Source organism: Aquimarina acroporae, assembly GCF_023195925.1.
GTDB lineage: Bacteria > Bacteroidota > Bacteroidia > Flavobacteriales > Flavobacteriaceae > Aquimarina > Aquimarina acroporae.
Map to the genome: position 1 here is coordinate 482,579 of NZ_JALPRE010000007.1, position 26,309 is coordinate 508,887.

Sequence of the window (26,309 nt, forward strand, 5' to 3'; positions counted from 1 at the left end):
GTTGAACAAAACAAATAACGACACCTAAGCATGCAGCAGATTATTAATTTTTTAATACGAAATAAGCATTCGCTGCTTTTCCTTCTGTTGCTTTTATTATCATTTGTTTTTACGATACAATCACATTCGTATCACAAAAGCAAGTTTGTGAGTTCTACTAACTTTCTTAGCGGTGGGATGTATACCTGGCAAAACTCCATAAGTGACTATTTTAATCTGAAATCTGAAAACAAAAGACTTTTAGAAGAAAACGAAAGACTGTATAATCAACTTAGCGCTTTGGGAGTCGATTCGGTAACTGTTCAAAAAATAGATACCTCATCTTTTAATGCTCCATATACCTTTACTAAAGCCAGAGTAATCAAAAATGATTACAGTAAGATTGACAATTATATTCTTATCAATAAAGGAGAGAACGATAGTATACAACCTGACATGGGAGTTATTACAGACAAAGGTATCGTAGGTATCATAGAAAACACATCTAAAAATTACAGCAGAGTGATTTCGATATTAAATAGCAATTCCCGAATTAATGCTGGGCTTAAAAAGTCAAATCAATACGGATCATTAGTCTGGAACGGAAAAGATCCCAATATTGTGCAGCTTGAAACTGTACCTCGACAAGCCGAATTAACAGAAGGAGATACCATTATCACCCATGGTAGATCAACAATTTTCCCCAGAGGTATAGGTATAGGCACTATTCTTAACTACAATCTTGATGAAAGCAAAAGCTACTACGAAATTGACGTGAAACTATTTAATGATATGACCAATATTGGATTCGTATATACCATAAAAAACAGAGATCTCGAAGAGATTAAAAGTATAGAAGCCCCAACTAATGAATAAAGAAGTAGTTGCAAATATCGGACGGTTTGTTATTCTCATTTTGGTGCAGGTTTTAGTACTAAATCATGTGAATTTTATGGGGTATCTTAATCCTTATATCTATATTATTTTTATTCTGCTTGCTCCAATAAACATTAATAAGAGTTTGTTTCTTCTTATCAGTTTTATTTTAGGACTCACCATAGACATGTTTGGAGACTCCGGAGGAGTACATGCGGCAGCAAGTTTGGTAATTGCTTTTTTCAGACCGATAGCACTACGATCGGTATTTGGATTAAGTTATGAGTTTCAAACAGTAAAATTGAGCAACATCAGTTTTGGAGAAAAATTAGGATATGTAATTCTTATGGTTTTAACGCATCATATTGTGCTTTTTTCCCTAGAAATTTTTAACTTCTCACACATACTATTAATAGCAAAAAAAACGTTATTTTCTAGTTTGTTCACTATAGTGATCACTATGCTAGTTTTGGTATTGTTTAGAAGAAACGATTCATGAGAAAATTACTCCTATATTTAATCATTGTAACAACTGGTTTTGTTTTTATTGCTAGGCTTTTTTACTTGCAAATTTACAACACCTCTTTTGCTTCACTTTCTGAAGACAATGCGATCAAGGTAATTTATGATTATCCACAAAGAGGAGCCATTTATGATCGAAATGGGAGATTGCTAGTCACCAACCAACCATCATATGATGTTATGGTAATTCCTCGGGAACTAAAACCATTTGACACTTTAGAGTTTTGCTCAATACTTAATATAACCAAAGACAAACTCGTTAAACGATTAGATAGAGCAAGAATATACTCTCCAAGAGTACCATCGATTGTGATCCCACAGCTCACCAAAGACGAATATGCCTATCTTCAGGAAAAAATGAGAAAGTTTGAAGGATTTTATATTCAAAAACGTTCTCTTAGAGATTACCAAACTATTCACGCTGCTAATGTTTTAGGATATATTGGAGAGGTAAACGAGGCCTTAATAAAAAAAGACCCCTACTATCTTTCTGGAGACCTTATTGGTATTGATGGTGTCGAAAAACAATATGAAAAAGAGTTACGAGGCATAAAAGGGGTAAAGAGAATACAAAAAGATCGATTTAACAGAGATATCGGTCCGTATAAAAATGGTAAATTCGACACCTTACCTGTTAACGGGAAAGATCTTACTATAACTCTTGACGCTAAGCTTCAGGCTTATGGTCAAAAACTAATGGAAAATAAACGCGGCGGTATCGTTGCTCTAGAACCATCGACAGGAGAAATACTGGCACTCATTACTGCACCGAGTTACAAACCAGAATTATTAGTAGGCAGAAAAAGATCTCCTAATTTTACAAAGCTATATTATGATACCATTGCAAAACCTTTATTCGATAGAGGTTTACAAGGAGAGTACCCTCCTGGATCTCCCTTTAAAACTATCAATGCCCTTATAGGTTTACAAGAAAATGTGATCGACACCAAAGAAACAGTACCTTGTAGAATGGGATATTACTACGGAAGAAGAGGACAAAAATTAGGTTGTCATTATCATCGAAGTCCACTGAGTATGATCCCTGGTATTGCCAACTCTTGTAATGCATACTTCGCTACGGTATACAAAAGAATTATTGAAAAATATGATTCTCCACAAGAAGGAATAGACAAATGGAGAAAGCATGTTCAAAGTTTTGGGTTGGGGAACTATCTGGGTAACGATTTATCTGCAGGTAGACCAGGAAAAGTACCGAACTCTGAATACTATAACAAAGTTTACCAATACCCGAAATACAAATGGTATGCCACAGGAACCATTTCAAATTCTATAGGACAAGGTGAAGTATTGGCAACCCCCATACAGTTAGCCAATATGACTGCCGCTATTGCCAATAGAGGGTTTTATTTTACGCCACATATTATCAAAGCTGTAGATGGACAACCAATAGAAATCGAAAACTATACTAAGCCTAAATATACTACTATAGATAAAGAACATTTTGAACCCGTAATTGAAGGAATGCATGAGGTATACACCAAAGGAACTGCTAATTTTTTGCAAGTAGAAGGTATTGATATTTGTGGAAAAACAGGAACAGCAGAAAACTATACCAAAATTGATGGTGTAAAGACCCAACTTACCGATCACTCTGTTTTTGTAGCTTTTGCCCCAAAAGAAAACCCTAAAATTGTACTGGCAGTATTTGTAGAAAATGGGTATTGGGGAGCAAGATACGCAGGAAGAATTGCATCTTTAATGATAGAAAAACACTTAAGAGACGATATTTCTAGAAAGGATCTGGAACAGTGGATTCTAACCCATAGTCTTGAAGAAGAATATGCAAAACCTTATAGTGGTGAACCTTTTAAAATAAATCAATAATGGCAAAATCCAGTGTCGCTGCTATAGATTGGATCACCGTTTTATTATTTGTTCTACTCGTCGGATTTGGATGGGGTAACATCTACTCAGCATCTTATGAAAATGAAGCTTTTTCACTTACCGATTTCTCGCAAGTATACATAAAACAAGGATACTGGATTCTTTTCAGCATTGTCATTATTATAATTATACAAGCCATAGAAGCCAAATTTTATGAACGGTTTGCGGGCCTTATTTACATAATCTCACTTGTATCGCTTTTAGGGCTTTTTGTTTTAGGAAAAAACGTGAATGGAGCAACCTCATGGTACGCTTTTGGGCCTGTAGGATTACAACCATCAGAATTTGCCAAAGCTGCTACTGCATTGGCACTAGCTAAGTTTTTGAGCGATATGCAGACCAATATCAAGCATCTGAAGTACCAGGTAAGAGCATTCTTAATTATTGCCATTCCTGCATTACTAATAGTCCCTCAACCAGATCCAGGTAGTGCGTTGGTATATGCTGCTTTCTTTTTCCCTTTATACAGAGAAGGGCTAGCTGCAATTTATTTAATAGTTGGGGTTTCTGCAGCAGTTTTATTTGTATTGACGTTGCTTTTTAATCCTTTATGGGTGGTACTAGCAATTGCTACAGTTATGATATTTATTCTAATTCGCAAAAGGAAACAAAAACCCAAATACTCCAGATATTTGCTTACCCTCGTGGTAATAACTGCCTTTTGCTTCTCGGTAAATTACATTTTTAACAATGTTTTTGAGCAACGTCACAGAGACAGGTTCAACATTGTATTAGGAAAAGAAGTCGACTCTAAAGGAATTGGATATAACACGAATCAAAGTCAAATAGCTATCGGTAGTGGTAGTTGGACCGGGAAAGGCTGGAAAGAAGGAACCCAAACCAAAGGAGGGTTTGTTCCTGAGCAATCTACAGATTATATTTTTAGTACAGTTGGCGAAGAATGGGGATTTCTAGGAGCTGCTTTAATTATTACTCTTTTTGTTTTACTCCTGTTGCGACTCATTCATCTAGCAGAGCGACAAAAAAACCAGTTTAGCAGGGTATATGGATACAGCGTTGTGGGTATTCTCTTTATTCATTTTGCTATCAACATTGGAATGGTAACAGGATTAATACCAACCATTGGTATCCCTCTTCCATTTTTTAGTTATGGAGGTTCAGGATTATGGGGCTTTACTATTCTATTATTTATTTTTATAAAGCTTGATGCCAATCGAGTGAATGAATGGTAATTCTTACCAAAATCTCCAACCACTTGTACTAGAAGATGCTTCTAACCTATCTTCTATAGCGTCGTCTAATTTTGGAAAAAAATCAATCCCTGTTAATTTTTCAATCTCATCAGTCGAAACGACAAATTCTTTCAAAGATTTATCTGAATCCTCGTGAGGCATTAGAAAAGCAATCATTTTTGGGTCGTCTGAAGAATGATCATACACTATTTTATAGAAGTACTTGGGAACCGAAACCGCTTCGTAGCCAATAGATTTCAAATCATCAGATAATACACCTCCTGTTACTACATAAACACCATTATACTTTTTTGCCCAATACCTTACTTTTTTTTCAAGCTCATTCCAAATACCACTATTAAACTTATGGTTCTGCGGACTTATATTAGACGTTTTAAATGTTTCTTCAAACGCGTCGTAATCAAACCTGCGATCTCCTGCAGGGCAAAGGTGACCACGATCATAACCAGATTTTCTATAATTACGCCAATCGGCAGATGTTGATCCTACTTTTCGATCTTTCTGAAAATACGGACGCTTAAACTCATTATCGGATAAATGTTCTCTTTTTAGATGATAAGCTACCCATTCTGCCTGCTCATGTTTTTCAGCATAAGACAAAGTATAGTGATTATGTGTAATCACTGAACCCGTTGTGGAGGTTGGCAAGTAATAAAAGTTCATCTTCGTATCATCATGCACTTCTTCAGAAGTAGTATTGCTTCCATCAAAATTTTCCTCGAAGTAATAAAAGCCAATGGTGACTAGAATAATTAATGCCGGATAAATATATTTTCTATTCAAAATTCTAAGTTTCGTAAAATGAATCGCAAAAATAATGAAATATTATGGGTAACTATTCTTTATTTTCTACACATTATAATGTTAACTCATAACAGGAACCCCAGTAAAAATTGTAATAATCATAAAAACTTTCCTATTTTTAATGTACTATTTACACTCAATACTCACCACAATTCATCTTAAGACCCAATGGAACATAAAATCGTAAAAATTGTTGAGCACGTTTTAATCCAGAATAAAATACGGGACTATAATAAAAAGGATTTAGAACTTCAGCTTCAGATACACCCAAACTACCCAAGTTTTCAATCGATAACAGATACTCTAGATTATTTTGACATAGATAATATTGCTGTTGAAGTCCCTCTGGAAGCACTTGACCAACTCCCCAATAGTTTCATATCATTAGTAAAAACTGAAAAAGGTGAAGAGATCGTCTCGGTAAAGAAAAAGAATGATGTTATACGTATTAAACAGTCTAGTCTAAAACAGCATAAATATACCCTTGATGAATTTAAAACTATTTGGGAACCAAAAGTAATTGCTGTAGAATATAATGAGACACAAAAACTAACCTCAAACCAATCTTTTCTTCAAAACTTATTACTATTTGCTTTAGGAATAAGCCTCGTATTTATATTTATAGATAGATCTTGGAGTGTTGCTCAAGTTTTATTTTTAACAACTTCTTTAGCTGGTGCTATATTTAGTTTTTTTGCTTTACGAGAAAGTTTAGGATTTCAATCGCAAGCCATCCATCAATTTTGTACTTCTGTAGGAAATTCGAATTGTGGTGATGTGATAAACAACGCAAGTGGTAAACTATTTAAGAACTTATCTCTAGCTGATGCAGGAGTTTTATTTTTTGGATCTCTTCTCTTGTATCAAATATTTTATGGGTTTCAAAGTGTACTTTTGATACCGTCTCTTATTGGTGTTCCTTTTGTGATTTATTCATTATACTCTCAGGCTTTTATTATTAAAAAGTGGTGCGCTATTTGCCTTGCCATTAGTGTGGTATCAATTGCTACCACCATAATCGCAATAAGGAGTTTTTCGTTTACTTTTGAGGCGTCACTGATTCCTGGTTTTTTATTAATTACCACTGTATTTGCTCTGTCGTATCTATTTATTAAAGAAAGAATAAAAGAAAATAAAACCTACAGAACAGAGAATCTTAGATTGAATCAATTCAAAAGAGACAGTGAAATATTTAGTTATTTATTAAGTATTTCTGAAAAAATACTAGATAATAGAACCATTGACAATGAAATTGTATTAGGAAATCCCAATTCGACCTTTAAAATTATAAGCCTTACCAATCCTATGTGTGGATATTGTAAGGATGCTTTTAATGCATATGCAAAAGTCATAAAGGCAATGGGAAGCAATCTACAAATTGTAATTAGGTTAAATCTTAATCTGGAAGACCCTTCTACCGAAGTTAACCAAATAGGCTTACGTCTTTTTGAGATTTATCATGATCAAGGACAAGAAGAATTTATAAATGCCTACAGCACCTGGTTTGAAGATAGAACCTATACCAACTGGATAAAAAAATTCGGACAATCTTCTACTAATCCTAAATATATCCAAATACTAAACGAACAATCTAGTTGGGCAAAAACCAATAATCTGATGTATACCCCCGCATCACTAGTTAATCAATCTTTATACCCCAAAAAATATAGTTATCATGAATTTTTCTATTTCATAAGTATCTTACTTGAAAATTATACTGATGAAATTTCTGAGCAAACACAAGCCGTCGCAATGCCATAGATAATAATGTATACTCTAACCTAAAAATAAGTATTATGTTAACAAAAATTCTAAATGTAAACGGCGCCCAAGAACTCAAAAAGAACCAACAACGTTTTATCACAGGAGGCCGTATGCCTACCGTATTTGAGTTTTGTTGCGGACCTCGCTCTCAAGGCTGGTGGATTGAACGATATCCTGAAATTGCCGGAGATCCGTTCTACAACTGTAGTACGGTTTCTTGCTAAAAAATTAAAACTCATAAAGTTCCTTTAAGTGATCACTTAAAGGAGCTTTTGATTTTTACAGCTAACTACCCTTTTACATCCAATGCATCTCTCAAAGCATTCCCTATAAGCATAAAAGCCATTACCAAACTCATGATGCCAAGCCCAGGAATAATTGCCAGGTACGCCTTACCAAGTATAATATAAGAATAGTGGTCTTTAATCATTGCTCCCCAACTGGGTATGGGTGGTTGCGCTCCAATTCCTAAAAAACTAAGTCCACTTTCTATCAAAATCGCGGATGCAAAATTTGCCGCTGCAATTACAATAACTGGCGCTAAACTATTTGGCAACACATGCTTGGTGATAATTCTAAAATGAGTATATCCTAATGCTTTGGCCGCGGTAACATATTGCATTTGTTTCACACTCAAAACTTGCCCTCTAACCACTCTGGCTACTTCTACCCACATCGTTAGTCCCACTGCAATAAACACTTGCCAAAATCCTTTCCCTAGCGCCAAAGTAATTGCTATCACCAATAACAAGGTAGGAATGGACCAAGTAACGTTTATTAACCACATGATGAGCGCATCTACCTTCCCTCCAAAATAACCTGCAATAGCTCCCAAAGTGATTCCCAAAAGCAAAGAAATTAATACCGCCACAAACCCAATAGAAAAAGAAATTCGAATCCCAACTAGCATTCTACTTAACAAATCTCTTCCATATTTATCGGTTCCTAAAATGAAAGTTTTGGTCTGTATAAATTCCTTTTCTACTTGTTTTATATTTAAACCTTTGGGAAAATTCTCTAAAGATATTTGTTTAGAAATACCAACAACCTCTCCTTCACTATATGGATAAATTTTTACGCCATTTTCTACTAGGTCATAGTTATCTATTGGAATTTCACTATCGGTGTTTTTTACTCCAAAAAAGAACTTGGCCAACCCAGATCGATCTGAAGTATCCTGAGAAGGGATAATAAGCATTTTCACCTTGAACCCTGGAGGTTTAGAGTGAATAGACAAATGCATCTGGTTTGCATTTTGAGAGTTATCTGGAGCTAGTAAATATGCAAAAACAGCTATAAAAGCACACAAAACAATAAAATAAAAACTCAAAACGCCCCAAAAATTCTTCTTGAATTTTCGGAGCGCTATTTTACTTAAAGAGTTTGATTTTATATCTGGCATTAATGCTTAATTCTTCAGCGAGAGAGGATTTTTAGATCTTCTAATATTATTTATTTTCATATCCTCTAGCACACTAATCGCTTCTTCAACATATACATCTTTGCTAAGACTTTGATGCCATCTTTTTCTTTTCTCAGCTAAAATTGTATCCTTTTTAATTAATTCCTTCTCATAGGGAAGCGATTCAAAAGTAAGATTCGTAGTATAATCATTTATAGCATCAAAACGTTTTGCTTGCTGCTCATTTTGCTCAATATTTGCTTTATACTTATCGTATTTAAGAGAATACACGTTTACATCTCTTTTTTGCCTTACCCATTTTGCGTTTTCATCAATTAATTTTAATTGATCGTTTTTAGACATTCTATCTTTACTATTGGCAATGGTTTGATCGAAATCTATATATCCATCCCAAAGTTTGTAATCTGCTGCTGCAATTTTATCCCAAGGAAGAGGATTTTCCTGATCTTTTTCTCCTATATCAATATAGCTATAACGGTCTGGTACGACAACATCACTCTTTACTCCTTCTAATTGAGTAGAACCTCCATTTACTCTATAAAACTTTTGCGTTGTAAGTTTTAGAGCTCCTAGGTCACCAAAATCATTACTTCTCATCCAGCGATTAAGATCCATTACGTTTTGCACCGTACCTTTACCATAGGTCTGTTTACTTCCTATGATAATTGCTCTTTTATAGTCTTGCATAGCAGCCGCCAAAATCTCAGAAGCCGAAGCAGATAATTCATTAACCAATATTACTAAAGGACCATCCCATAAAATATTTCTATCCTTATCACTAAGTACTTCTGGGGTCTCTCCCTTCGTTCTTACTTGAACGATAGGTCCTTTTTCTATAAACAATCCAGCAATATCAACTACAGTTTGTAATGATCCTCCTCCATTATCTCTAAGATCAACAACTAAACCATCCATATCTTGTTCTTTCAAACGAACGATTTCCTGTTTCACATCTTTTGCAGCATTTCTTTGATTGTAATCCTGCATGTTGAAATAAAATTTTGGAAGATTAATTACTCCAAATGTTTTGTCATTCTTCTTAATTACTGAAGATTTTGCATAGGTTTCTTCTAGCTCAACTACATCTCTTACAATTTCAACGATCTCTGTTCTTCCATCTACCTTTTTAACGGTAAGTATAACCTTAGTTCCTTTAGGTCCTTTAATTAAGCCAACCGCGTCATCCAATCGCATTCCTACAATGCTTACAGGCTCCTCTTCTTCTTCCTGCTTCACTTTCATGATAAAGTCCCCAACTTCGACTTTATTACCTCTCCAAGCTGGGCCACCAGAAATAATTTCTATAATCTTTACATTGTCATTTTTCTTTTGAAGTCTTGCTCCTATTCCTTCTAATTTACCAGACATCGCGATATCGAATCTATCCTTATCCTGAGGTGCAAAGTAATATGTGTGCGGATCAAATTCTTCAACGATTGAATTGATATATATAGAAAACCAATCTTTTCTCTCTAGATCATCTGCAAATTCAAAATATTCTTGTAGAGATGACTTTGTAATATCTCTTGCTTCTTCTTCTAAAGCCATAGAAGTTTTTCTCTCATAGCTTTTATTCTCTGTTAAAGAGTCTATTTGTTCTTCTACCTTATCGTAATAACTTGAAAGCGCATTAAATTTAAGCTGCAATCTCCAACGATCTCTCATCTCTTTTTTATCCTTGGCATAAGGTAGCTTTTCATATTCAGTATTAATCTTTTCATCCTTATCAAAATTGAAAGGTGTACTTAGAATATCCTGATATAGCGTTCTAGCTTCAGTCATTCTCTGTTGCAAACGTCTATAAGTTAAATTAAAAAAGGTGATTTCCTTATTTCTAATTTCATCATCGATAAGTTCTTCATACTTTTTAAACTCTTCGATATCACTTTGGTAGAAATAACGTTTCAAAGGATCTAAAGCATCTACATAATCTGAAAAAACCTCCCTGGAGAAATCATCATTGATATCTTTTGCATCATAATGCCCTTTTCCTAACACATAACTAATTAAATCAATTAGTAACTTATCCTTATCGGGGTCATTCTCAACTTTGGTAGTAAAACTGCAAGAAGCCGCAGAAACGATCACGGTAAGCATCAAAATCAAAAAACTCTTTTTCATACGCTTAAAATAAAATTTAGGGGTTTTCTAGGCAAAATACATTAAAAATCGTGCCAATAACAGGTAATAATACTAAATTTTTCTTAAATGAACTAATATTATCTGTTACTCTTTTCATATCTGATTTTTCGTACAAAAAAAGTGTATTTTTACGATCACAAAAATACAGCACTATGACCCAAAAAAAACCTCTTATTCTGGTAACCAATGACGACGGAATTACGGCCCCTGGCATTCGCGCTTTGATAAGTGTGATGAATGAGATTGGAGATGTTTTTGTTGTTGCCCCTGACAGCCCACAGAGTGGAATGGGTCATGCCATCACAGTTAACAGTACTTTGTATTGCGACCCTATAGTCGTTGACAAAAACGCACCGCAAAAAGAATATAGCTGCTCGGGAACTCCTGCAGATTGTGTTAAAATGGCATCACGCCAGATACTTGACAGAATGCCCGATCTATGTGTTAGTGGTATTAATCATGGATCAAACTCTGCGATAAATGTTATTTATTCTGGTACGATGAGTGCTGCTGTAGAGGCCGGTATAGAAGGTATTCCTGCCATTGGATTTTCATTATGTGATTATGGAATGGATGCCAATTTTGAACCTTCCAAAAAGTACGTAAGAACTATAGTAAAAAATGTACTTAAAAACGGACTCCCAAAAGGAATTGTGCTTAATGTGAACGTTCCAAGATTGCCTGAAGATGAAATCAAAGGCATCAAAATTTGTCGTCAAGCTAACGCTCATTGGGTAGAAGAATTTGACAAAAGAACAAACCCTATGGGAAGACAATATTACTGGCTCTCAGGAAAATTTATAAACGAAGATAAGGGCGAGGATACAGATGAATGGGCATTACGTAACGGATATGTTTCTGTAGTTCCCACACAGTTTGATCTTACCGCACATCACTATATACAAGAATTAAACAATTGGTCTCTTCATGATTAAAAAAGAAATAGCCATAGGCCTACTTATAGGTCTTATAGTAAATTGCATTGGATTCATAATTTGCGTTTTTATTTTTTCTGCAATTGCTTCTCAGAATTTAAGTTTTTCTGAAACCATAGAAGCTTCTATAAAAAACGACTCTTTTGGAAGCCTCATTGTTCTTGGAGCAATTCCGAACTTGTTTGTTTTCTTTTCATTTATCAAGAAAAATAACATTTATAAAGCTCGTGGCGTACTTCTTGCAACGCTTATTGCAGCAATTTGTATAGCAATTAGTAAATTTGGTTAACCTATGATTATAATCTTTACCCCTTTGACGAAATAAGCAGATGAAATATTATCTAATAGCAGGAGAGGCATCTGGTGATTTACATGGTGCAAACTTAATGAAAGCAATTCGAATTGAAGATCCCGAAGCCGAATTTAGATTTTGGGGAGGAGATCTTATGCAAAGCGTTGGTGGAACACTGGTGAAGCACTACAAAGAACGTTCTTTTATGGGGTTTATCGAAATTCTTTTAAATCTACCCAAAATACTTGGTTTCATCAGATTCTGTAAAAAGGATATAAAAAAATTTGATCCAGACCTTGTAATTCTAATCGATAATTCGGGATTTAATCTACCAATAGCTAAATGGGCAAAAATTAATGGATACACCACACATTATTACATAAGTCCGCAAATTTGGGCATCTCGTGAAGGTCGAATCAAAACCATTAAAGCTTATGTTGATTATATGTATGTGGTTCTTCCGTTTGTAAAAGAGTTTTATGAAAACAAACATGATTTTCCTGTTCATTTTGTGGGTCATCCTCTAATTGATGCCATAGCAGATCACGAGCAAATTGCTCCTGAGCTATTTAAAAAACAACATAACTTGGATGACAGACCTATAATTGCTATTCTACCAGGCAGCAGAAAACAAGAAATTCGAAAAATGTTGGAGGTAATGCTTACCGTGGTAGATGATTTCCCAGAATATCAATTTATCATTGCAGGAGCTCCAAGTCAAGAAGCCGCCTTTTACACCCCATTTATCAAAAAAGAAGGCGTGCGTTTAGTAATGAATCAAACCTACGATTTGTTAAGCTTAAGCAGTGCTGCATTGGTTACCTCTGGAACTGCAACTCTTGAAACCGCGTTGTTTAAAGTGCCTCAAGTGGTTTGTTATAAAGGAAGTACCATCTCTTACCATATTGCCAAAAGAATTATTAATCTTGAGTATATCTCTCTAGTTAATCTCATAATGGATAAACCCGTTGTTACAGAGTTAATTCAAGGAGATTTTAATACCGAAAGATTAAAAGAAGAGCTCTCTCAAATTATCGATAAATATAAAAGGGCAGTGATGTTTCTTGATTATTATGATCTCGAAAAAGAATTGGGAGGAAAAGGAGCTAATCAAAAAGCAGCCCGACTTATTGTAGAATCGTTAACCTAAGCCCCAAATGAAAAAAATTACTCCCTATATTCTACCAATTCTTTTAAGTTTTTTAATCACTTCTTGTGGAGGTTCTTCAAAAAAAAGAGCTGTAATTTCTAGTCCTACTAAAAAAACTAAATCATATAGCAACCCTACTAATAAAAAGATTAAGAGCATTATTGCACACGCAAAAACTTTTAGCGGTACAAAATACAAATATGGTGGTACCACCAAAAAGGGGATGGATTGCTCTGGACTTATTTATACTTCTTTCAAAAGGGAAAATGTGATTCTACCTCGTACATCAAAAACTATGGCAACACAAGGGAAACCAGTTTCTTTAAAAAAAGTTGCTGTTGGGGATTTACTATTTTTTAAAACCAATAAACGAAAAAATGTAATTTCTCATGTAGGCCTAGTCGTTGAAACAAAAGGAGCTATAAAATTTATTCATGCATCTACTTCTCGTGGAGTAATTGTATCGAGTTTAAATGAAACCTACTGGAACAAGGCCTTTACTAGCGCAAGAAGGGTTCTTTAAAAACACACATTAAGCGTCACAATTTATTACATCAAGCTTTTACGAAAAACTGAGTTTTAAAAAATGAAACTGTGATCTACTATAATTGCATAGTTCACCTATGTAAAACTTAAATAGTGGCTCAAACAAAGTTTATCAACGTACCTTTTATCATTATTACCCTTTGCACGGTTATAGGTATTTGCATTAGCGACTATTTTCTGGTAGATCGATATGCGCTTTTAGGAGGTTTACTGTGTTCAATTTGTGTTCTTGGTTTTTTTCTAAGGCGTGCAAACCAAATATTTAATAAAAGCATTGGGTTTACGATAAGTATGATTATAGTATTCCTATTATTTGGAGTTACTCTTACTAAGGTACATGATCCTACCTTAAGACCATCTCATTATTCGAATATCATCACGATAGAAAAACTAGATCAAAAACCTGTTCTCCTGCATTTTAGTATTCAAAAAAGATTAAAACCAACATCATACTATCAAAAATATATCGTTTCAATACATCATGTTGAAGAAAATAGTGTTTTTGGAAAGTTGTTACTACAAATTCCAAAAGATAGTGTTCAAAAGATATTTACCATAGGTGATGTATACACCTCCAAAGCAGTGATAAAACCAATTCCCAAACCTATGAACCTTGATCAATTTGATTATGCGCTCCACCTAAAACGGGAATATGTCTATCACAAAATTACTACTCCTGCCTCTACACTCATTCATTATCAGAAATCAATACCATCTATCTATCGCATTTCCGATCAATTCAGGCAGCTAATAAACTCAAAACTCTCTCGATATACTTTTACTCAAAAACAGCTTGCAGTTATGAATGCATTGCTTCTGGGTCAAAAACAGGATATAGATTCAGATACCTTTGCTCAATATAGAGATGCTGGAGCAATACACATTTTGGCAGTTTCGGGGTTACATGTGGGTATTATCTTACACATCATCAATCTTATTCTAAAACCACTCACAAACCTTGGAAAATTAGGAAAAACGATAAAGTTGACTCTATCTATTACACTACTGTGGGGGTTCGCTATAGTTGCGGGATTATCACCATCGGTTCTAAGAGCAGTGACTATGTTTTCTTTTCTTGCCATAGGCTTACAAATTGGAACTCGAAGTAGCATCTATAACTCATTATTTACTTCTATGTTCATTTTGCTCTGCTTTCAACCTTTACTAGTCTTTTCTGTTGGATTTCAGCTTAGCTACCTTGCTGTTTTTGCTATTGTTTGGATGCAACCTATTCTAGTTACCATGTATTCTCCCAAATATTATATAGCCCATAAAATTTGGGAAACATTTACTGTGACTTTAACTGCTCAACTGGGATTACTACCTCTTACTTTGTTTTATTTTCATCAATTTCCTTTACTCTTTTTTATTTCTAACCTTATCATCATTCCTTTTTTAGGAGTAATATTAGGGTTTGGAATACTTGTAATTACCCTTGTCGGTATAGATATGTTACCAGGTTTTATTGCGATTATTTTTGGCTATGCAATAGACTTTATAAATACTGTGGTGGCTTGGGTAGCTGCAAAAGATAAATTTTTTATTACCGAAATTCCATTTTCTTTGAATATGCTAATCCTCTCTTACGTTTTGCTTATTATACTAGTAATTACATTTCAAAAGTTCACACGAAAAAGACTCTACGCCTTAATCGCTAGTATCATCACTATTATAAGTGTCATGATATATGAACAACAAAGCACTTATAACAATGAAGAATTTGTAATCTATCACAACCATAGAAACACGACCTTAAGCATACTGAAGCATCAAAAATTAAAAGTGTATAGCACCACCGATTTAGCTAAAAAAACGCAATCTTTTCTATTTAGTAATTATAAAATGCAACATCATGCAAAGTTAATTGGCATAGAGCGATTGGGCACAATTTATAACTATAAAGGAAAGACAATACTTATTTTAGACAGTACTACATATAAAGTAGATTCAACTGGTGTAGACATCTTGTTATTATCAAACTCTCCTAAAGTGCATTTGGAAAGAGTCATTAAGGATTTAAAACCAAATCAAATTATAGCTGACGGTAGTAATTACAAGACTTTCTTAAATAGATGGGAAATAAGTTGTAAGAAACAAAAAATCCCTTTTCATCGCACAGACAAAAAGGGAGCATTTATATTAAGATAATTATCTTTATAACATCACCAAAGATTCCTGTATAAAGGAATTTTCCTTTTCTGGAAGTGGATTTTCTAAGATATCCTGAATCATTTTATAAATCTCAGGAATACAATTTCTAGCCATTTTATTTGGACTATTAAAGAGTACACAAATACCGAGATCATCATGAGGAAACAAAGCGATCTCACTTCTGAAATTATTCACTGTACCTCCGTGATGTATCACTTTGTAAGGCACTTGTGTTTTATTATCTACAAAATTATGCACTCGCCATCCTAAAGCATAATGAGAACTTTCATATCCCTTCCATCTCTGATAATAATTTCTTCTACCACCAACTTGAATTTTAGGACTAAATACTTCCTGCATAAACTTTGGCATTAAGACTTCTGGGTTATTCCCAAGTAAAAACTTCATCCACTTACCCATATCTACCACGCTAGCATTAATTCCTCCAGCTGCAACAGCACTATAATATTTTTTATTGTATTTCACCGGTCTCCAACCTCTTCGAATAGGACGGTGCGGTTGAGCAACATTACCAGATTTTTCTAGCTCTTCATAACTCGCAGAAGCAGTTTCCATATTTAGCGGATCAAAGATTTTATCCTGAATTATGTCTTTAAGCGGTTTTCCATGAATACGCTCCATAATTTCTCCACTTAATGCAAAAACGGCATTTTGGTAATTGTAAATACTACCAGGCTTTTGAAGAGGTAGCACTTGGTTAAAACGGCCTGCAATTGTTTCAAGAGGCATACCACTTTCAACCAAATTGGTAAAACTGTGATATGGCAGTCCTGAAGTATGAGATAGTATGTGAGATAACGTTACTTCGTTTGTTTGTTTTTTACTAGCAAGTCTAAAATTTGGAATATGATCTATAACTCTATCTTTCCAACTAATCAGTCCTTGCTGCACATGGATTCCTGCTAATATACCTGCAAATCCTTTGGATACAGAACCTATACGAAATACAGTTTCTTTATCAACCTTATTTTTAAGTCTGCTATTTTTACTTCCAAAACCATCTGCATAAATAATAGAATCACATTTTACGATGGCTACAGAAGCTCCTACGATTTGATTCTTTCGTACAGCATTATTAAAATACGCTTGAATAGAATCCATTAAACGTTCTTTAAACGAATCTGGAACATAGAAATCTTCTATAGGTGAAGGCTGGGGTAATAAAACCGCTTGAGGTTGTTCGGGCAATTCTGGTTGTTTCGCTGAAATACAAATCAGAAACAAAACAACTAAAAGCAAAGTGGGGGTAGCAATTGCTATGAGTTTTTTCATAAGTAGGTTTGTGCTCGTAAAGTTTTAAAAATATCGACAAAAGTAACAAAAAATCCTTTGAAATGCATTTTTTAACACTTTTTTTCGCACTACGAGGTATTTAGGTTCACGTATTGGGTAACGAAAACATCACTAAATAATTGTATTTCAGGAAAGAAAATGGAAAATTCCTACAAAATTAAAACTTGTTACATACTTATTACAATCAATACAAAAACAGACAGCAAACTATTAACCTACATGAATCGAAAACTAATAAGTAAATTCTAAATAGTTTTGATTGTTATTCTTTGCAAAAACCAAAGGGCAATTTGTTTTAGAATATGAACCCGAAAAGGACTTAGATTTGGTATGAGTGCGCTCTACGATATTGTTTTTAGAGAAAACAGCAGCGGGTTTGAACTTAACAAAATTTGCGATGGGTCTTAAAACTCTTAGAGGATTAGGTTTGTTATCATACTTATATTGTCTTTTCTTAGTACCTCGCTTGCCTTTGTATATTGTTTCAACAATATTCCCTTTTTGCCAGGTAAACCTCTTTCGGTTTAACTCATTTCCATCTTTATCTCTAATCACTATTGCAGAAAGTTTACCTTGCTCATTGTATTTATATCGAAAAGTTCTCGAAAGACCATCTTCATCATATTCTTCGATTACCCCTTTCTTAACGGTATACCATTCTTCAAGCTCTCCGGCATCATAAACCTCATACTTTGCTACTTTCCCGTTTTGGTTATACTCAAGTTTTACAACATAATCATTGTTATCACTAACCTTAACCAGCTGGTTTGAAGTATTATATTCAAGAGTACAAGTATAGTTTTTACTTTCTATTTTGGTTGGCAAACAAGCCTTTTGGCCATTAGCTATTACAGGTATAATTATTACCAAAATCAAGGGTATTATTTTCTTCATATCACTAAAATTAGGTTGCTAATTTTATCTTAAAAGATAAAATTTCTAATAAACTTAAACAAATTTGTGTGAATACGAGAAGCCCTGCTAGTTTGTAAAAGTTCCAACAAAAGATTTTTCATACTTTTTCCAAGCGTCTGCACTTGTAAGCTTTTTATAATCGTTTTGGTGGATCATTTTTAGATATATTTCTAATTGTTGCGGAGTTTTAAATCCCATAACCGGAGCAATAAGACCTCCGTTTTCATCAAAGAACACTATGCTGGGATAACCAGAAATCTTTAGGGCATTTGCAAAGAAGTGCTGACTATTTCTCCCTTTACGGCTAGGATTATGGTTAGGGTTGGTATAGGTAAAATTATTGTAACGCACTTCTTCTGTTCCTTCTGCATTGAATTTCACAGCATAGAAGTTTTTATTTACATATTCTACAACATCTTTATTATGAAATGTTCTTTTGTCGAGTAATTTACAAGGCCCACACCAATCGGTGTACACATCCATAAATATTTTTTTGGGTTCTTCTTTTTGCGCTTCTAAAGCTTCATTAAAAGACATCCAATTGATCTCTTGCGCTTGTGTAGTAAGGCATAGCAATACAGTAAAAACTAAAAGCAGGTTCTTCATTGTTATCGTTTTTTCAATTTGTCGGAAACAAAAAATGTTCCTTATGTAAAAACTTCACGCGTCTTTGGGAAACGCGAGAAGTTATATATTATTTTAATTAATGCACTCCATGCATCATTTTCTTCATCTTAGGAGTAAGTAAAATTAAAATTACTCCCACAGCAGCTGGAATTATCGTAAAAATAAGAAAGAATACCGACATAGAGTACTTCTCTACAATTACGTCGATATAACTCCCGGCAAATCCTGCCAATTTATTTCCTATTGCAATAGCCAAATACCATACTCCAAACATTAGACCAATTTTTTTGGCTGGAACCAATTTGGAAACATAAGACAATCCTACTGGAGATAAACAAAGTTCTCCCATGGTATGTAACAAATATGCTACGACTAACCATATAAGACTTACTGAGGCTGTTTTGGCACCTTGAGGAATCGTTGCCGAGCCCCATGCTAACATTCCGAATCCAATACCTAACAAAATCAGCCCCAATCCGAACTTAACCGTTGCAGAAGGATTGTATTTACTCTCCCAAATTTTAGAAAATAACGGAGCCAGGGTGATAATGAATAAAGAATTTAATATCAAAAACCAAGAAGCTGGTATTTCTGGCGTGTCTTGCGGTAGATAAATGTATAATTTCCATATAGCAATACCCCAAATACTCAAAAAGCTTATTCCTAGTACAATATTCGATACTGAAATCTTTTTAAATGTTTGCTGAAATAGTTTAAATAGTACCCAGGTAATAATACCCAGAGGCACGACTGTTATTAAAGTATCTACTACTTTAAAAATGAATGCAGAGTTCCCACTAAGCACTCGTTGCGTGAATTTATTTGCAAAAATGGTCATCGAACCACTAGCTTGCTCGAACGCTGCCCAAAAGAAAACTACAAAAAATGCTAAAACTCCTACTACAATGTATCGATCTCTTTGTACATGAGCAGGCACTTTTTCTTCTTCCTGTTCTTCTTCGGTAGATACTATAGCATCTGATACATCTATTTTTTTAGAGGGTTGCAGTCCGATTTTCCCAAAAATACTTCTGGCAAACCAGAACTGTAACATTCCCAACATCATAAAAATACCGGCCAGACCAAATCCCCAGGCCCAACTCAAATTCTCTCCAAGGAAACCACAAAGTAATACTCCAATAAAACCACCAGAATTCACTCCCATATAGAAAATGGTAAATGCACCATCTTTTCGTTCTGGAAACTTATCATAAAGACCACTAATAATTGAAGTAATATTAGGTTTAAACAACCCATTTCCTATGATTAGAAGACCTACGCCTATATAAAGTGTTGTTTCTGTATCGAGAGCCATTGAGGCATGACCCAATGTCATAACCAATGCTCCCAAAGCAATCGCTTTCTGATACCCCATAAACTTATCGGCGATCCACCCACCAATAACAGGAGTAACATATACCAAAGAGGTATAGGTCCCGAGAAGACCCAACGCTTTTTCATTAGACCATTCCCAACCTCCATCGGCAAATGAAGAAGTTAGAAACAAAACAAAAATTGCACGCATTCCGTAGTACGAAAAGCGCTCCCACATTTCTGTAAAAAATAACACGAACAGTGCGGGTTTATGCCCCAGAAGACTGAATGAATTCGTTTCGGATGTTGTCATGCTCATAAACTATTTACCGATTATTCTGCAGTATCTGCCAATTCGAAACCTTCTGCCTCTTCGTGAATTGTTCCTTCTTTATCTTCTACTCCATGAGTGAGTAATTCTAATTTCTTTCTAAAAATCATTACAAGTAAACCAAACACAACACAGAACACTGCTATACCGGTAAAAATTTTAAATTCTCCTTGACTTTCAGCCCACTCTCCTAGTAATCCAGCCAATTTGTTTCCAAATCCTGTCATAGCAAAATATACACCCATCATCAATGCTGCGTATTTAACTGGAGCTAATTTTGTAATAAATGAAAGTGCAACCGGAGAGATACAAAGTTCTCCGATAGTATGAAATAAATATGCCAATACTAACCAGTACATTGCAGACGATCCTTCGGCTTCAAACTCCATTGAAGCAGCCGTCATGAAAAAGAATCCGGTACCCATAACTATTAATCCGATGATCATCTTAAATAAAGAACTGGATACTTTTCCTTTTAGTTTTCTGTTGGCCCAATACAAAGCAACAGAAGTACCTAAAAAGATTATAAACATAGCATTTAGAGACTGGAACCAAGAGGCAGGAACTTCCCATCCCATTAGCATTCTATTCGTTTTTTCTTTTGCATAAATATTCATCAATCCTCCTGCTTGTTCAAAAGCTCCCCAAAAAACAATCACTAATAAAAACGAAATTAATAGAACGATAATTCTATCTTTCTCAATTTTGGTCAATGGTTTTTTCATTGCTTCTTTATCTTCTTCCTTTTCTGAAGCACCTAAGAAATTCCCTACTTCTTTTAAGTATTTCTGTCCCAAAAGATATTGCAATAATCCTAAAGCCATTCCTATCCCTGCTAATCCGAATCCATAGTGCCATCCGTGAACTTCTCCTACATAACCAACTATTAAACTTGAAAGGAATGCTCCTAAATTTATCCCAATATAAAAAATTGTAAATCCTTTATCTCTTCGTATATCACCTTGCTTATAAAGCCCTCCTACCATAGTAGAGATATTAGGTTTAAGCATACCCACTCCGGCAATGATTAGACCAAGACCAGAATACCAGGCCCACATTTCTTCAACTGCCAAAATACTGTGCCCAGCAACTAGTAGAAGACCTCCTACAAGAACAGATTTCTTTTGACCCAGAAGTTTATCTGCAATCCATCCACCAGGAATAGATGCTACATACACTAACATGGTATACCAACCATATAATGCTAAAGCCTCACCCGATGACCAACCTAACCCTGGATTCTCATCTACAGTTTTTGTTGTAAGATATAATACAAAAAGAGCTCTCATTCCGTAATAAGAGAAACGCTCCCACATTTCTGTAAAAAATAATATGTATAACCCCACCGGATGTCCAAAAAGCTCTTTTTGATGAGCCGCTTTAACTGTATTTGCCATTATATGTTAGTTTAATTTTAGTTTATTAGTTTGAATGATTTATAAGTTGTTTTTTACGAAGTTTGTCATCTTATTGTATAGATGCAATCTTGTGTTTCCTCCATAGATACCATGATTTTTATCAGGATAAATTGCCCAATCAAAATCTTTATTGGCTTGTACCAATGCTTCTATTAACTGCATCGTATTTTGCACATGTACATTATCATCTGCACTACCGTGTACAAGCAGGAACTTACCTTTTAAACCATTTACAAAATTAATGGGTGAATTATCGTCATACCCTTTGGCATTTTCCTGAGGTGTCATCAAATATCGTTCCGTATATATAGTATCATAGAACCTCCAACTTGTCACTGGAGCAACGGCCATTGCCATTTTAAATGTATCTGGTGCCTTAAACAAACAATTACTTGACATAAATCCACCATAGCTCCATCCCCAAATTCCTATTCTAGATGCATCAATATATTCTAATGCTCCTAGTTGTTTTGCGGCTGCGATCTGATCTTGAACTTCAAGGTTTCCTAAATCATTCTGGGTTACTTTCTTAAATTTGGCTCCCTTAAAACCTGTACCTCTTCCATCTACACAAACAACAATGTACCCTTGTTGTGCTAACATCATATACCAGTAATCATTGGCACGATGCCAAGAATTTTTAACCGACTGTGATCCCGGACCAGAATATTGGTACATAAACAAAGGATATTTCTTTTTAGGATCAAAGTCCTTGGGCTTGATCATCCACATATTTAAAGTTTCTCCATTTATGTCTATGGTAGAAAACTCTTTAGGTCTAACATCGTATCTTTTAAGTTTTTCGAGTAGCGCACTATTATTTTTGAGCTCCCTAACCATTTTACCTGTCGCTCCCTCATTTAATGTATATTCATAAGGGGTAGTAGCATTGGAGAAGTAATTGATATACAAACTAAAATCTGCACTAAACTCAGCATCATTCGTCCCCTCTTTGGTACTTAATCTCTTCTTGTCTTTTCCATCTAGTGTAATCGAATAAATATCTCTATTGATATTTCCGTTTTCTACACTCTGATAAAATATCTTTTTATTCTTTGTATCGTACCCATAATAATCTGTTATTTCCCAAGGCCCCTTAGTTACCTGATTGATTAATTCTCCAGCTTGCGAATAATGATAAATATGGTTATAACCATCTTTCTCACTGGTCCATATAAAACTGTTATCTTCTAAAAAAGTAAGGTTATCTGTAACGTCAATATATGCCTCATCTTTTTCGTTAAGTACCACTTTTGGAGTTTTCGTCTTGGCGTCTACAAAAATTAAATCCAGATTGTTTTGATGTCTGTTCATTACTTGTACACTCAAAATATCTGGATTTTTTGTCCATTTTATTCTTGGGATATAAAAATCTTTATATTCTCCCAGTTTAATTTGATCTGAAGCCATGGCACTTATATCAGCAATAAACAAAGAAACTTCAGAGTTCTTTTCACCAGCCTTAGGATATTTGAACACATCTTGGTTTGGATATAGTGTCTTTCTATATACATCCATAGAGAACTCAGGCACTTCTCTTTCATCAAATCTCAAAAATGCGATCTTATTACTATCTGCACTCCAGTCGAAAGCTCTTACAAAAGAAAATTCTTCTTCATACACCCAATCGGTAATCCCGTTGATAATTTCATTTTTCTTGCCATCATCTGTAAGTTGAATTTCTTGCCCTGTGGCAAAATTGAGCACATAAATATTGTTGTCTAACACATATGCCACTTTGTTACCATCTGGTGATAGCATAGGAGATTGTATCTTTTTATCACTAACCTTAAAAACACCGTTGGAAGGAACGTCAAAAATATGGAAAATCCCTCTGGACGAACGTCTGTAAATTTGTTCTTGTTCACTGGCCAAAAGAATTCTATTCTCATCTTTACTAAAGGTATACCCCTGAAAAGAATTTAACCCATCAATAGATGCAGAAGTCACTAGCGTTTTTGTCTTCTCCCCAGTTGCATAATCATATATCTCAATATTGGTTGCACCAGAAGCCGGATCTCTTTCTAAAACTGAATATTGGGTTCCGTTTTTCATAGAATGTAAGGATTGAAAACCTTGTGTTCTAAATGCACCTCCCCATATTTCTTCAAGAGAAAAGGCTTTATCCTGAGCATAGGTAACTACACCCACAAATAAGGTAATTCCAAAGAACAATCTTGTAAACTTCATATCATATATGTATAAATTGTTAACGCCATGAATGCTAAAAAATCCGTGAAAAATACAACAATTGATGCTAAATACAATAAAATCACTGGGGCTAAAGCGGTTTTTTTTAGCATATCGACAAATAAAACGGGATAAACATGAGTGATCATCAGGTTTTTACCGCCTATCAAAGCACTACAAATGATGCTTATAATAAAACAGAATAGTATCTTTGAAGGCACTAATACTAAAAGATATAATGGCACCGGTAGTTTCTGGGTTTTCCAAACTCTCTAAAGAAGACAAAATCAAATGGTTGGCAGAGCATCATTTTAATAATGATAAAAAAGCCACCGAAACACTTATAACCTATTGGAATTCTAACGATAAACTTCAAAAACTTCATGACGAGTTTACCGAAAATACTATTTCCAACTATTATTTACCTTTTTCGGTAGCTCCTAATTTCTTAATTAACAATCACAGGTATACGTTACCTATGACTATTGAAGAAAGTTCTGTGGTTGCTGCTGCCAGTAAAGCCGCAAAATTTTGGCAAACACGAGGAGGGTTCAAAGCCGAAGTTTTATCTACTACTAAAGTGGGTCAAGTGCACTTTACGTATACCGGAGATCTAAAAAAATTACATCATTTTTTTGAAGAGATCAAACCAAATTTGATCAAAAATGTTTCTCCTATTACCAAAAACATGGAAAAACGTGGTGGGGGTATTAAAAATATTGAGTTAATAGACAAAACCTCTGAAATCGAGAATTATTACCAATTGCATTGCACTTTTGAGACAGTAGATGCAATGGGAGCAAACTTTATTAACTCCTGTTTGGAACAGTTCGCCAAAACTTTGGTATCTGAAGCTCAAGATTATGCAGATTTCTCTACGGATGAATCTCGTATTGAAATTATCATGAGCATACTCTCTAATTATGTACCAGAATGCCTGGTAAGAGCCTCTGTTTCCTGTTCGGTTAAGGATTTGCCTAATACCGAAGATTTGTCTGCAACACAATATGCACAAAAATTTGTTAGAGCTGTACATATCGCTGAAATAGAACCCTACCGTGCAGTAACCCACAATAAAGGAATCATGAATGGTATTGATGCTGTTGTTCTTGCTACCGGAAATGATTTTAGAGCTATTGAAGCCGGAGCACATGCATATGCGGCAAAAGATGGGCGATATAAAAGTCTCACTCATGCCGAAATTCGCGATGATCAGTTTATATTTTCAATTGAAATACCATTGGCTTTAGGAACAGTTGGTGGACTCACTTCTCTTCACCCCTTGGTAAAACTAGCCTTGCAACTGCTGGAAAAACCAAATGCAAAAAAACTGATGGAGATTACTGCTGTAGCAGGTTTAGCCCAAAACTTTGCAGCCATTAACTCTCTAATTACAACAGGAATACAGCAAGGGCACATGAAAATGCATTTGATGAACATCCTCAATCAGTTTGAAGCCACAACATCTGAAAAAGAACAATTGATCGAATATTTTAAAACAAATACCGTTACTCATAGCGAAGTAGTAACACAAATAGAGAAGTTAAGAGCATAATGAAAAAATCCTTCTACAGTCACGGGAAGTTACTGATTACAGGAGAATACCTAGTACTCGATGGTGCTGAGGCTCTAGCCATACCCACAAAAAAGGGACAATGGCTGTTTATAGAAGAAAACAATGAAAATTCCAGTATTCTATGGAAAAGTTTCGATGAAGACGGCAATTGTTGGTTCAAAACCCACTTGAAAGCTGAAAATAATACAATCACCAGCGCTACAAACGAAACAGAAGAAAACCCTATAACTGATACTTTGATTTCTATTCTCAATGCAGCCAAAGAACTAAACCCAAATTTTTTATCATCTGGAAAAGGGTATACAGCAGAAAGCCGTTTAGAATTTCATAGAAACTGGGGACTTGGCTCCTCCTCTACGCTTATCAATAATATCGCGCAATGGGCCAAAGTAAATGCCTTTGAACTACTACAAAGGAGTTTTGGAGGTAGTGGGTATGACATTGCCTGTGCTCAACATGACACTCCCATTATATATAAAAGAATTGAAAATGCTCCTAAAGTAGAAGAAGTGCAGTTCAACCCTTCGTTCCAAAACGAATTATTCTTCATTTACCTGAACCAGAAGCAAGACAGTAAGGCAGCCATTAAGCATTACCAGTCTTTACCTCTAAAAGATTTTGATAAAGCCGAAACCGTTATTAATACAATTACAGAGAATGTAATTCACTGCTCTAACATAACCGATTTCGAAGCTTTAATCGACAAGCACGAAGAAATCATCTCAGCTATAATTAAAACTGAAACTGTAAAATCACGATTATTTTCAGATTACCCTAGAAGCATTAAAAGCCTAGGAGGTTGGGGTGGAGATTTTATTCTTGCAACGGGGAATAAAAATGACATGAATTATTTCAAAGAAAAAGGATACACTACCATTATCCCTTATTCAGAAATGTTATTATAAAAATAAAACCTCAATT

Annotated in this window: 22 protein-coding genes; 13 read left to right on the forward strand and 9 right to left on the reverse strand. The window is 34.8% G+C overall.

Going from position 1 to position 26,309, the window contains the following annotated elements; translation table 11 throughout:
• The first annotated feature begins 30 nt into the window (after positions 1-30).
• The 4 genes from mreC to rodA are packed head-to-tail and all read left to right on the forward strand — an operon-like array spanning position 31 to position 4,475.
• Complete coding sequence (mreC, locus tag M0D21_RS13335) at positions 31-855, forward strand: rod shape-determining protein MreC (protein WP_248330293.1); 825 nt, start codon at positions 31-33, stop codon at positions 853-855.
• Complete coding sequence (gene mreD, locus M0D21_RS13340) at positions 848-1,354, forward strand: rod shape-determining protein MreD (protein WP_248330295.1); 507 nt, start codon at positions 848-850, stop codon at positions 1,352-1,354. The genes mreC and mreD overlap by 8 nt, the downstream gene beginning before the upstream one ends.
• Positions 1,351-3,222: a penicillin-binding protein 2 gene (gene mrdA / locus M0D21_RS13345; RefSeq protein ID WP_248330297.1), complete on the forward strand. Its 1,872-nt coding sequence runs from the start codon at positions 1,351-1,353 to the stop codon at positions 3,220-3,222. The genes mreD and mrdA overlap by 4 nt, the downstream gene beginning before the upstream one ends.
• A complete protein-coding gene (gene rodA / locus M0D21_RS13350) occupies positions 3,222-4,475 on the forward strand; it encodes a rod shape-determining protein RodA (protein ID WP_248330299.1) in 1,254 nt (417 codons plus the stop codon). The genes mrdA and rodA overlap by 1 nt, the downstream gene beginning before the upstream one ends.
• A gap of 3 nt (positions 4,476-4,478) precedes the next feature.
• Here the strand turns inward: rodA and M0D21_RS13355 are convergent, their stop codons facing one another.
• Positions 4,479-5,279 carry a DNA/RNA non-specific endonuclease gene (locus M0D21_RS13355; protein WP_248330301.1) on the reverse strand — a complete coding sequence of 267 codons (801 nt, stop codon included), beginning with the start codon at positions 5,277-5,279 and terminating at the stop codon, positions 4,479-4,481.
• Between the two features lie 189 nt (positions 5,280-5,468).
• Here M0D21_RS13355 and M0D21_RS13360 point away from each other — a divergent pair, with 189 nt between their 5' ends.
• A complete protein-coding gene (locus M0D21_RS13360) occupies positions 5,469-7,061 on the forward strand; it encodes a vitamin K epoxide reductase family protein (RefSeq protein WP_248330303.1) in 1,593 nt (530 codons plus the stop codon).
• Positions 7,062-7,096: 35 nt separating this feature from the next.
• A complete protein-coding gene (locus M0D21_RS13365; RefSeq protein ID WP_248330305.1) occupies positions 7,097-7,288 on the forward strand; it encodes a hypothetical protein in 192 nt (63 codons plus the stop codon).
• Positions 7,289-7,353: 65 nt separating this feature from the next.
• On the opposite strand, the gene M0D21_RS13370 is transcribed toward M0D21_RS13365, so the two are convergent.
• Both M0D21_RS13370 and M0D21_RS13375 read right to left on the reverse strand, forming a co-directional pair.
• Positions 7,354-8,466 (reverse strand): ABC transporter permease, encoded by a 1,113-nt coding sequence (locus M0D21_RS13370; protein WP_248330307.1) that lies wholly within the window; start codon positions 8,464-8,466, stop codon positions 7,354-7,356.
• Positions 8,467-8,472: 6 nt separating this feature from the next.
• On the reverse strand, positions 8,473-10,608 hold the full coding sequence (locus M0D21_RS13375) for a carboxy terminal-processing peptidase (RefSeq protein ID WP_248330309.1): 2,136 nt from the start codon (positions 10,606-10,608) through the stop codon (positions 8,473-8,475).
• Positions 10,609-10,781: 173 nt separating this feature from the next.
• Here M0D21_RS13375 and surE point away from each other — a divergent pair, with 173 nt between their 5' ends.
• From surE to M0D21_RS13400, 5 genes are all read left to right on the forward strand, one after another.
• The gene (surE, locus tag M0D21_RS13380) at positions 10,782-11,564 is read left to right on the forward strand and encodes a 5'/3'-nucleotidase SurE (protein WP_248330311.1); all 783 of its coding nucleotides are present in this window, start codon (positions 10,782-10,784) and stop codon (positions 11,562-11,564) included.
• The gene (locus M0D21_RS13385) at positions 11,557-11,853 is read left to right on the forward strand and encodes a hypothetical protein (protein ID WP_248330314.1); all 297 of its coding nucleotides are present in this window, start codon (positions 11,557-11,559) and stop codon (positions 11,851-11,853) included. The genes surE and M0D21_RS13385 overlap by 8 nt, the downstream gene beginning before the upstream one ends.
• Before the next feature lie 40 nt (positions 11,854-11,893).
• The gene (lpxB, locus tag M0D21_RS13390) at positions 11,894-13,006 is read left to right on the forward strand and encodes a lipid-A-disaccharide synthase (RefSeq protein WP_248330316.1); all 1,113 of its coding nucleotides are present in this window, start codon (positions 11,894-11,896) and stop codon (positions 13,004-13,006) included.
• A gap of 7 nt (positions 13,007-13,013) precedes the next feature.
• A complete protein-coding gene (locus M0D21_RS13395) occupies positions 13,014-13,529 on the forward strand; it encodes a C40 family peptidase (RefSeq protein ID WP_248330318.1) in 516 nt (171 codons plus the stop codon).
• Between the two features lie 116 nt (positions 13,530-13,645).
• Positions 13,646-15,700 carry a ComEC/Rec2 family competence protein gene (locus tag M0D21_RS13400; protein WP_248330320.1) on the forward strand — a complete coding sequence of 685 codons (2,055 nt, stop codon included), beginning with the start codon at positions 13,646-13,648 and terminating at the stop codon, positions 15,698-15,700.
• A gap of 6 nt (positions 15,701-15,706) precedes the next feature.
• Here M0D21_RS13400 and M0D21_RS13405 read toward each other — a convergent pair whose 3' ends face one another.
• The 6 genes from M0D21_RS13405 to M0D21_RS13430 form a co-directional block, all read right to left on the reverse strand.
• Entirely contained in the window at positions 15,707-16,996 is a 1,290-nt protein-coding gene (locus M0D21_RS13405) for a serine hydrolase domain-containing protein (RefSeq protein WP_248330322.1), read from the reverse strand.
• Positions 16,997-17,248: 252 nt separating this feature from the next.
• A complete protein-coding gene (locus tag M0D21_RS13410; protein ID WP_248330324.1) occupies positions 17,249-17,911 on the reverse strand; it encodes a hypothetical protein in 663 nt (220 codons plus the stop codon).
• 87 nt (positions 17,912-17,998) lie between these two features.
• A complete protein-coding gene (locus M0D21_RS13415) occupies positions 17,999-18,538 on the reverse strand; it encodes a thioredoxin family protein (RefSeq protein ID WP_248330326.1) in 540 nt (179 codons plus the stop codon).
• A 97-nt stretch (positions 18,539-18,635) separates the two neighbouring features.
• A complete protein-coding gene (locus tag M0D21_RS13420; RefSeq protein ID WP_394802463.1) occupies positions 18,636-20,192 on the reverse strand; it encodes a peptide MFS transporter in 1,557 nt (518 codons plus the stop codon).
• A 14-nt stretch (positions 20,193-20,206) separates the two neighbouring features.
• Entirely contained in the window at positions 20,207-21,601 is a 1,395-nt protein-coding gene (locus M0D21_RS13425) for a peptide MFS transporter (protein ID WP_248330330.1), read from the reverse strand.
• 39 nt (positions 21,602-21,640) lie between these two features.
• The gene (locus M0D21_RS13430; RefSeq protein WP_248330332.1) at positions 21,641-23,812 is read right to left on the reverse strand and encodes a S9 family peptidase; all 2,172 of its coding nucleotides are present in this window, start codon (positions 23,810-23,812) and stop codon (positions 21,641-21,643) included.
• A gap of 238 nt (positions 23,813-24,050) precedes the next feature.
• On the opposite strand from M0D21_RS13430, the gene M0D21_RS13435 reads away from it, so the two are divergent.
• Both M0D21_RS13435 and M0D21_RS13440 read left to right on the forward strand, forming a co-directional pair.
• A complete protein-coding gene (locus tag M0D21_RS13435; RefSeq protein ID WP_248330459.1) occupies positions 24,051-25,367 on the forward strand; it encodes a hydroxymethylglutaryl-CoA reductase, degradative in 1,317 nt (438 codons plus the stop codon).
• A complete protein-coding gene (locus tag M0D21_RS13440; RefSeq protein ID WP_248330334.1) occupies positions 25,367-26,293 on the forward strand; it encodes a GYDIA family GHMP kinase in 927 nt (308 codons plus the stop codon). The genes M0D21_RS13435 and M0D21_RS13440 overlap by 1 nt, the downstream gene beginning before the upstream one ends.
• The last annotated feature ends 16 nt before the right edge of the window (positions 26,294-26,309 follow it).

What these genes read in the sequence shown, in the direction of transcription:
- M0D21_RS13430 (WP_248330332.1), bottom strand. Translation starts at nt 23,812, where the DNA reads ATGAAGTTTACAAGATTGTTCTTTGGAATTACCTTATTTGTGGGTGTA.
- surE (WP_248330311.1), top strand. Translation starts at nt 10,782, where the DNA reads ATGACCCAAAAAAAACCTCTTATTCTGGTAACCAATGACGACGGAATT.
- mreD (WP_248330295.1), top strand. Translation starts at nt 848, where the DNA reads ATGAATAAAGAAGTAGTTGCAAATATCGGACGGTTTGTTATTCTCATT.
- M0D21_RS13385 (WP_248330314.1), top strand. Translation starts at nt 11,557, where the DNA reads ATGATTAAAAAAGAAATAGCCATAGGCCTACTTATAGGTCTTATAGTA.
- M0D21_RS13360 (WP_248330303.1), top strand. Translation starts at nt 5,469, where the DNA reads ATGGAACATAAAATCGTAAAAATTGTTGAGCACGTTTTAATCCAGAAT.
- M0D21_RS13410 (WP_248330324.1), bottom strand. Translation starts at nt 17,911, where the DNA reads ATGAAGAAAATAATACCCTTGATTTTGGTAATAATTATACCTGTAATA.
- M0D21_RS13375 (WP_248330309.1), bottom strand. Translation starts at nt 10,608, where the DNA reads ATGAAAAAGAGTTTTTTGATTTTGATGCTTACCGTGATCGTTTCTGCG.
- M0D21_RS13395 (WP_248330318.1), top strand. Translation starts at nt 13,014, where the DNA reads ATGAAAAAAATTACTCCCTATATTCTACCAATTCTTTTAAGTTTTTTA.
- M0D21_RS13405 (WP_248330322.1), bottom strand. Translation starts at nt 16,996, where the DNA reads ATGAAAAAACTCATAGCAATTGCTACCCCCACTTTGCTTTTAGTTGTT.
- mreC (WP_248330293.1), top strand. Translation starts at nt 31, where the DNA reads ATGCAGCAGATTATTAATTTTTTAATACGAAATAAGCATTCGCTGCTT.
- mrdA (WP_248330297.1), top strand. Translation starts at nt 1,351, where the DNA reads ATGAGAAAATTACTCCTATATTTAATCATTGTAACAACTGGTTTTGTT.
- M0D21_RS13435 (WP_248330459.1), top strand. Translation starts at nt 24,051, where the DNA reads ATGGCACCGGTAGTTTCTGGGTTTTCCAAACTCTCTAAAGAAGACAAA.
- M0D21_RS13425 (WP_248330330.1), bottom strand. Translation starts at nt 21,601, where the DNA reads ATGGCAAATACAGTTAAAGCGGCTCATCAAAAAGAGCTTTTTGGACAT.
- M0D21_RS13440 (WP_248330334.1), top strand. Translation starts at nt 25,367, where the DNA reads ATGAAAAAATCCTTCTACAGTCACGGGAAGTTACTGATTACAGGAGAA.
- M0D21_RS13365 (WP_248330305.1), top strand. Translation starts at nt 7,097, where the DNA reads ATGTTAACAAAAATTCTAAATGTAAACGGCGCCCAAGAACTCAAAAAG.
- rodA (WP_248330299.1), top strand. Translation starts at nt 3,222, where the DNA reads ATGGCAAAATCCAGTGTCGCTGCTATAGATTGGATCACCGTTTTATTA.
- M0D21_RS13420 (WP_394802463.1), bottom strand. Translation starts at nt 20,192, where the DNA reads ATGAGCATGACAACATCCGAAACGAATTCATTCAGTCTTCTGGGGCAT.
- M0D21_RS13415 (WP_248330326.1), bottom strand. Translation starts at nt 18,538, where the DNA reads ATGAAGAACCTGCTTTTAGTTTTTACTGTATTGCTATGCCTTACTACA.
- M0D21_RS13370 (WP_248330307.1), bottom strand. Translation starts at nt 8,466, where the DNA reads ATGCCAGATATAAAATCAAACTCTTTAAGTAAAATAGCGCTCCGAAAA.
- lpxB (WP_248330316.1), top strand. Translation starts at nt 11,894, where the DNA reads ATGAAATATTATCTAATAGCAGGAGAGGCATCTGGTGATTTACATGGT.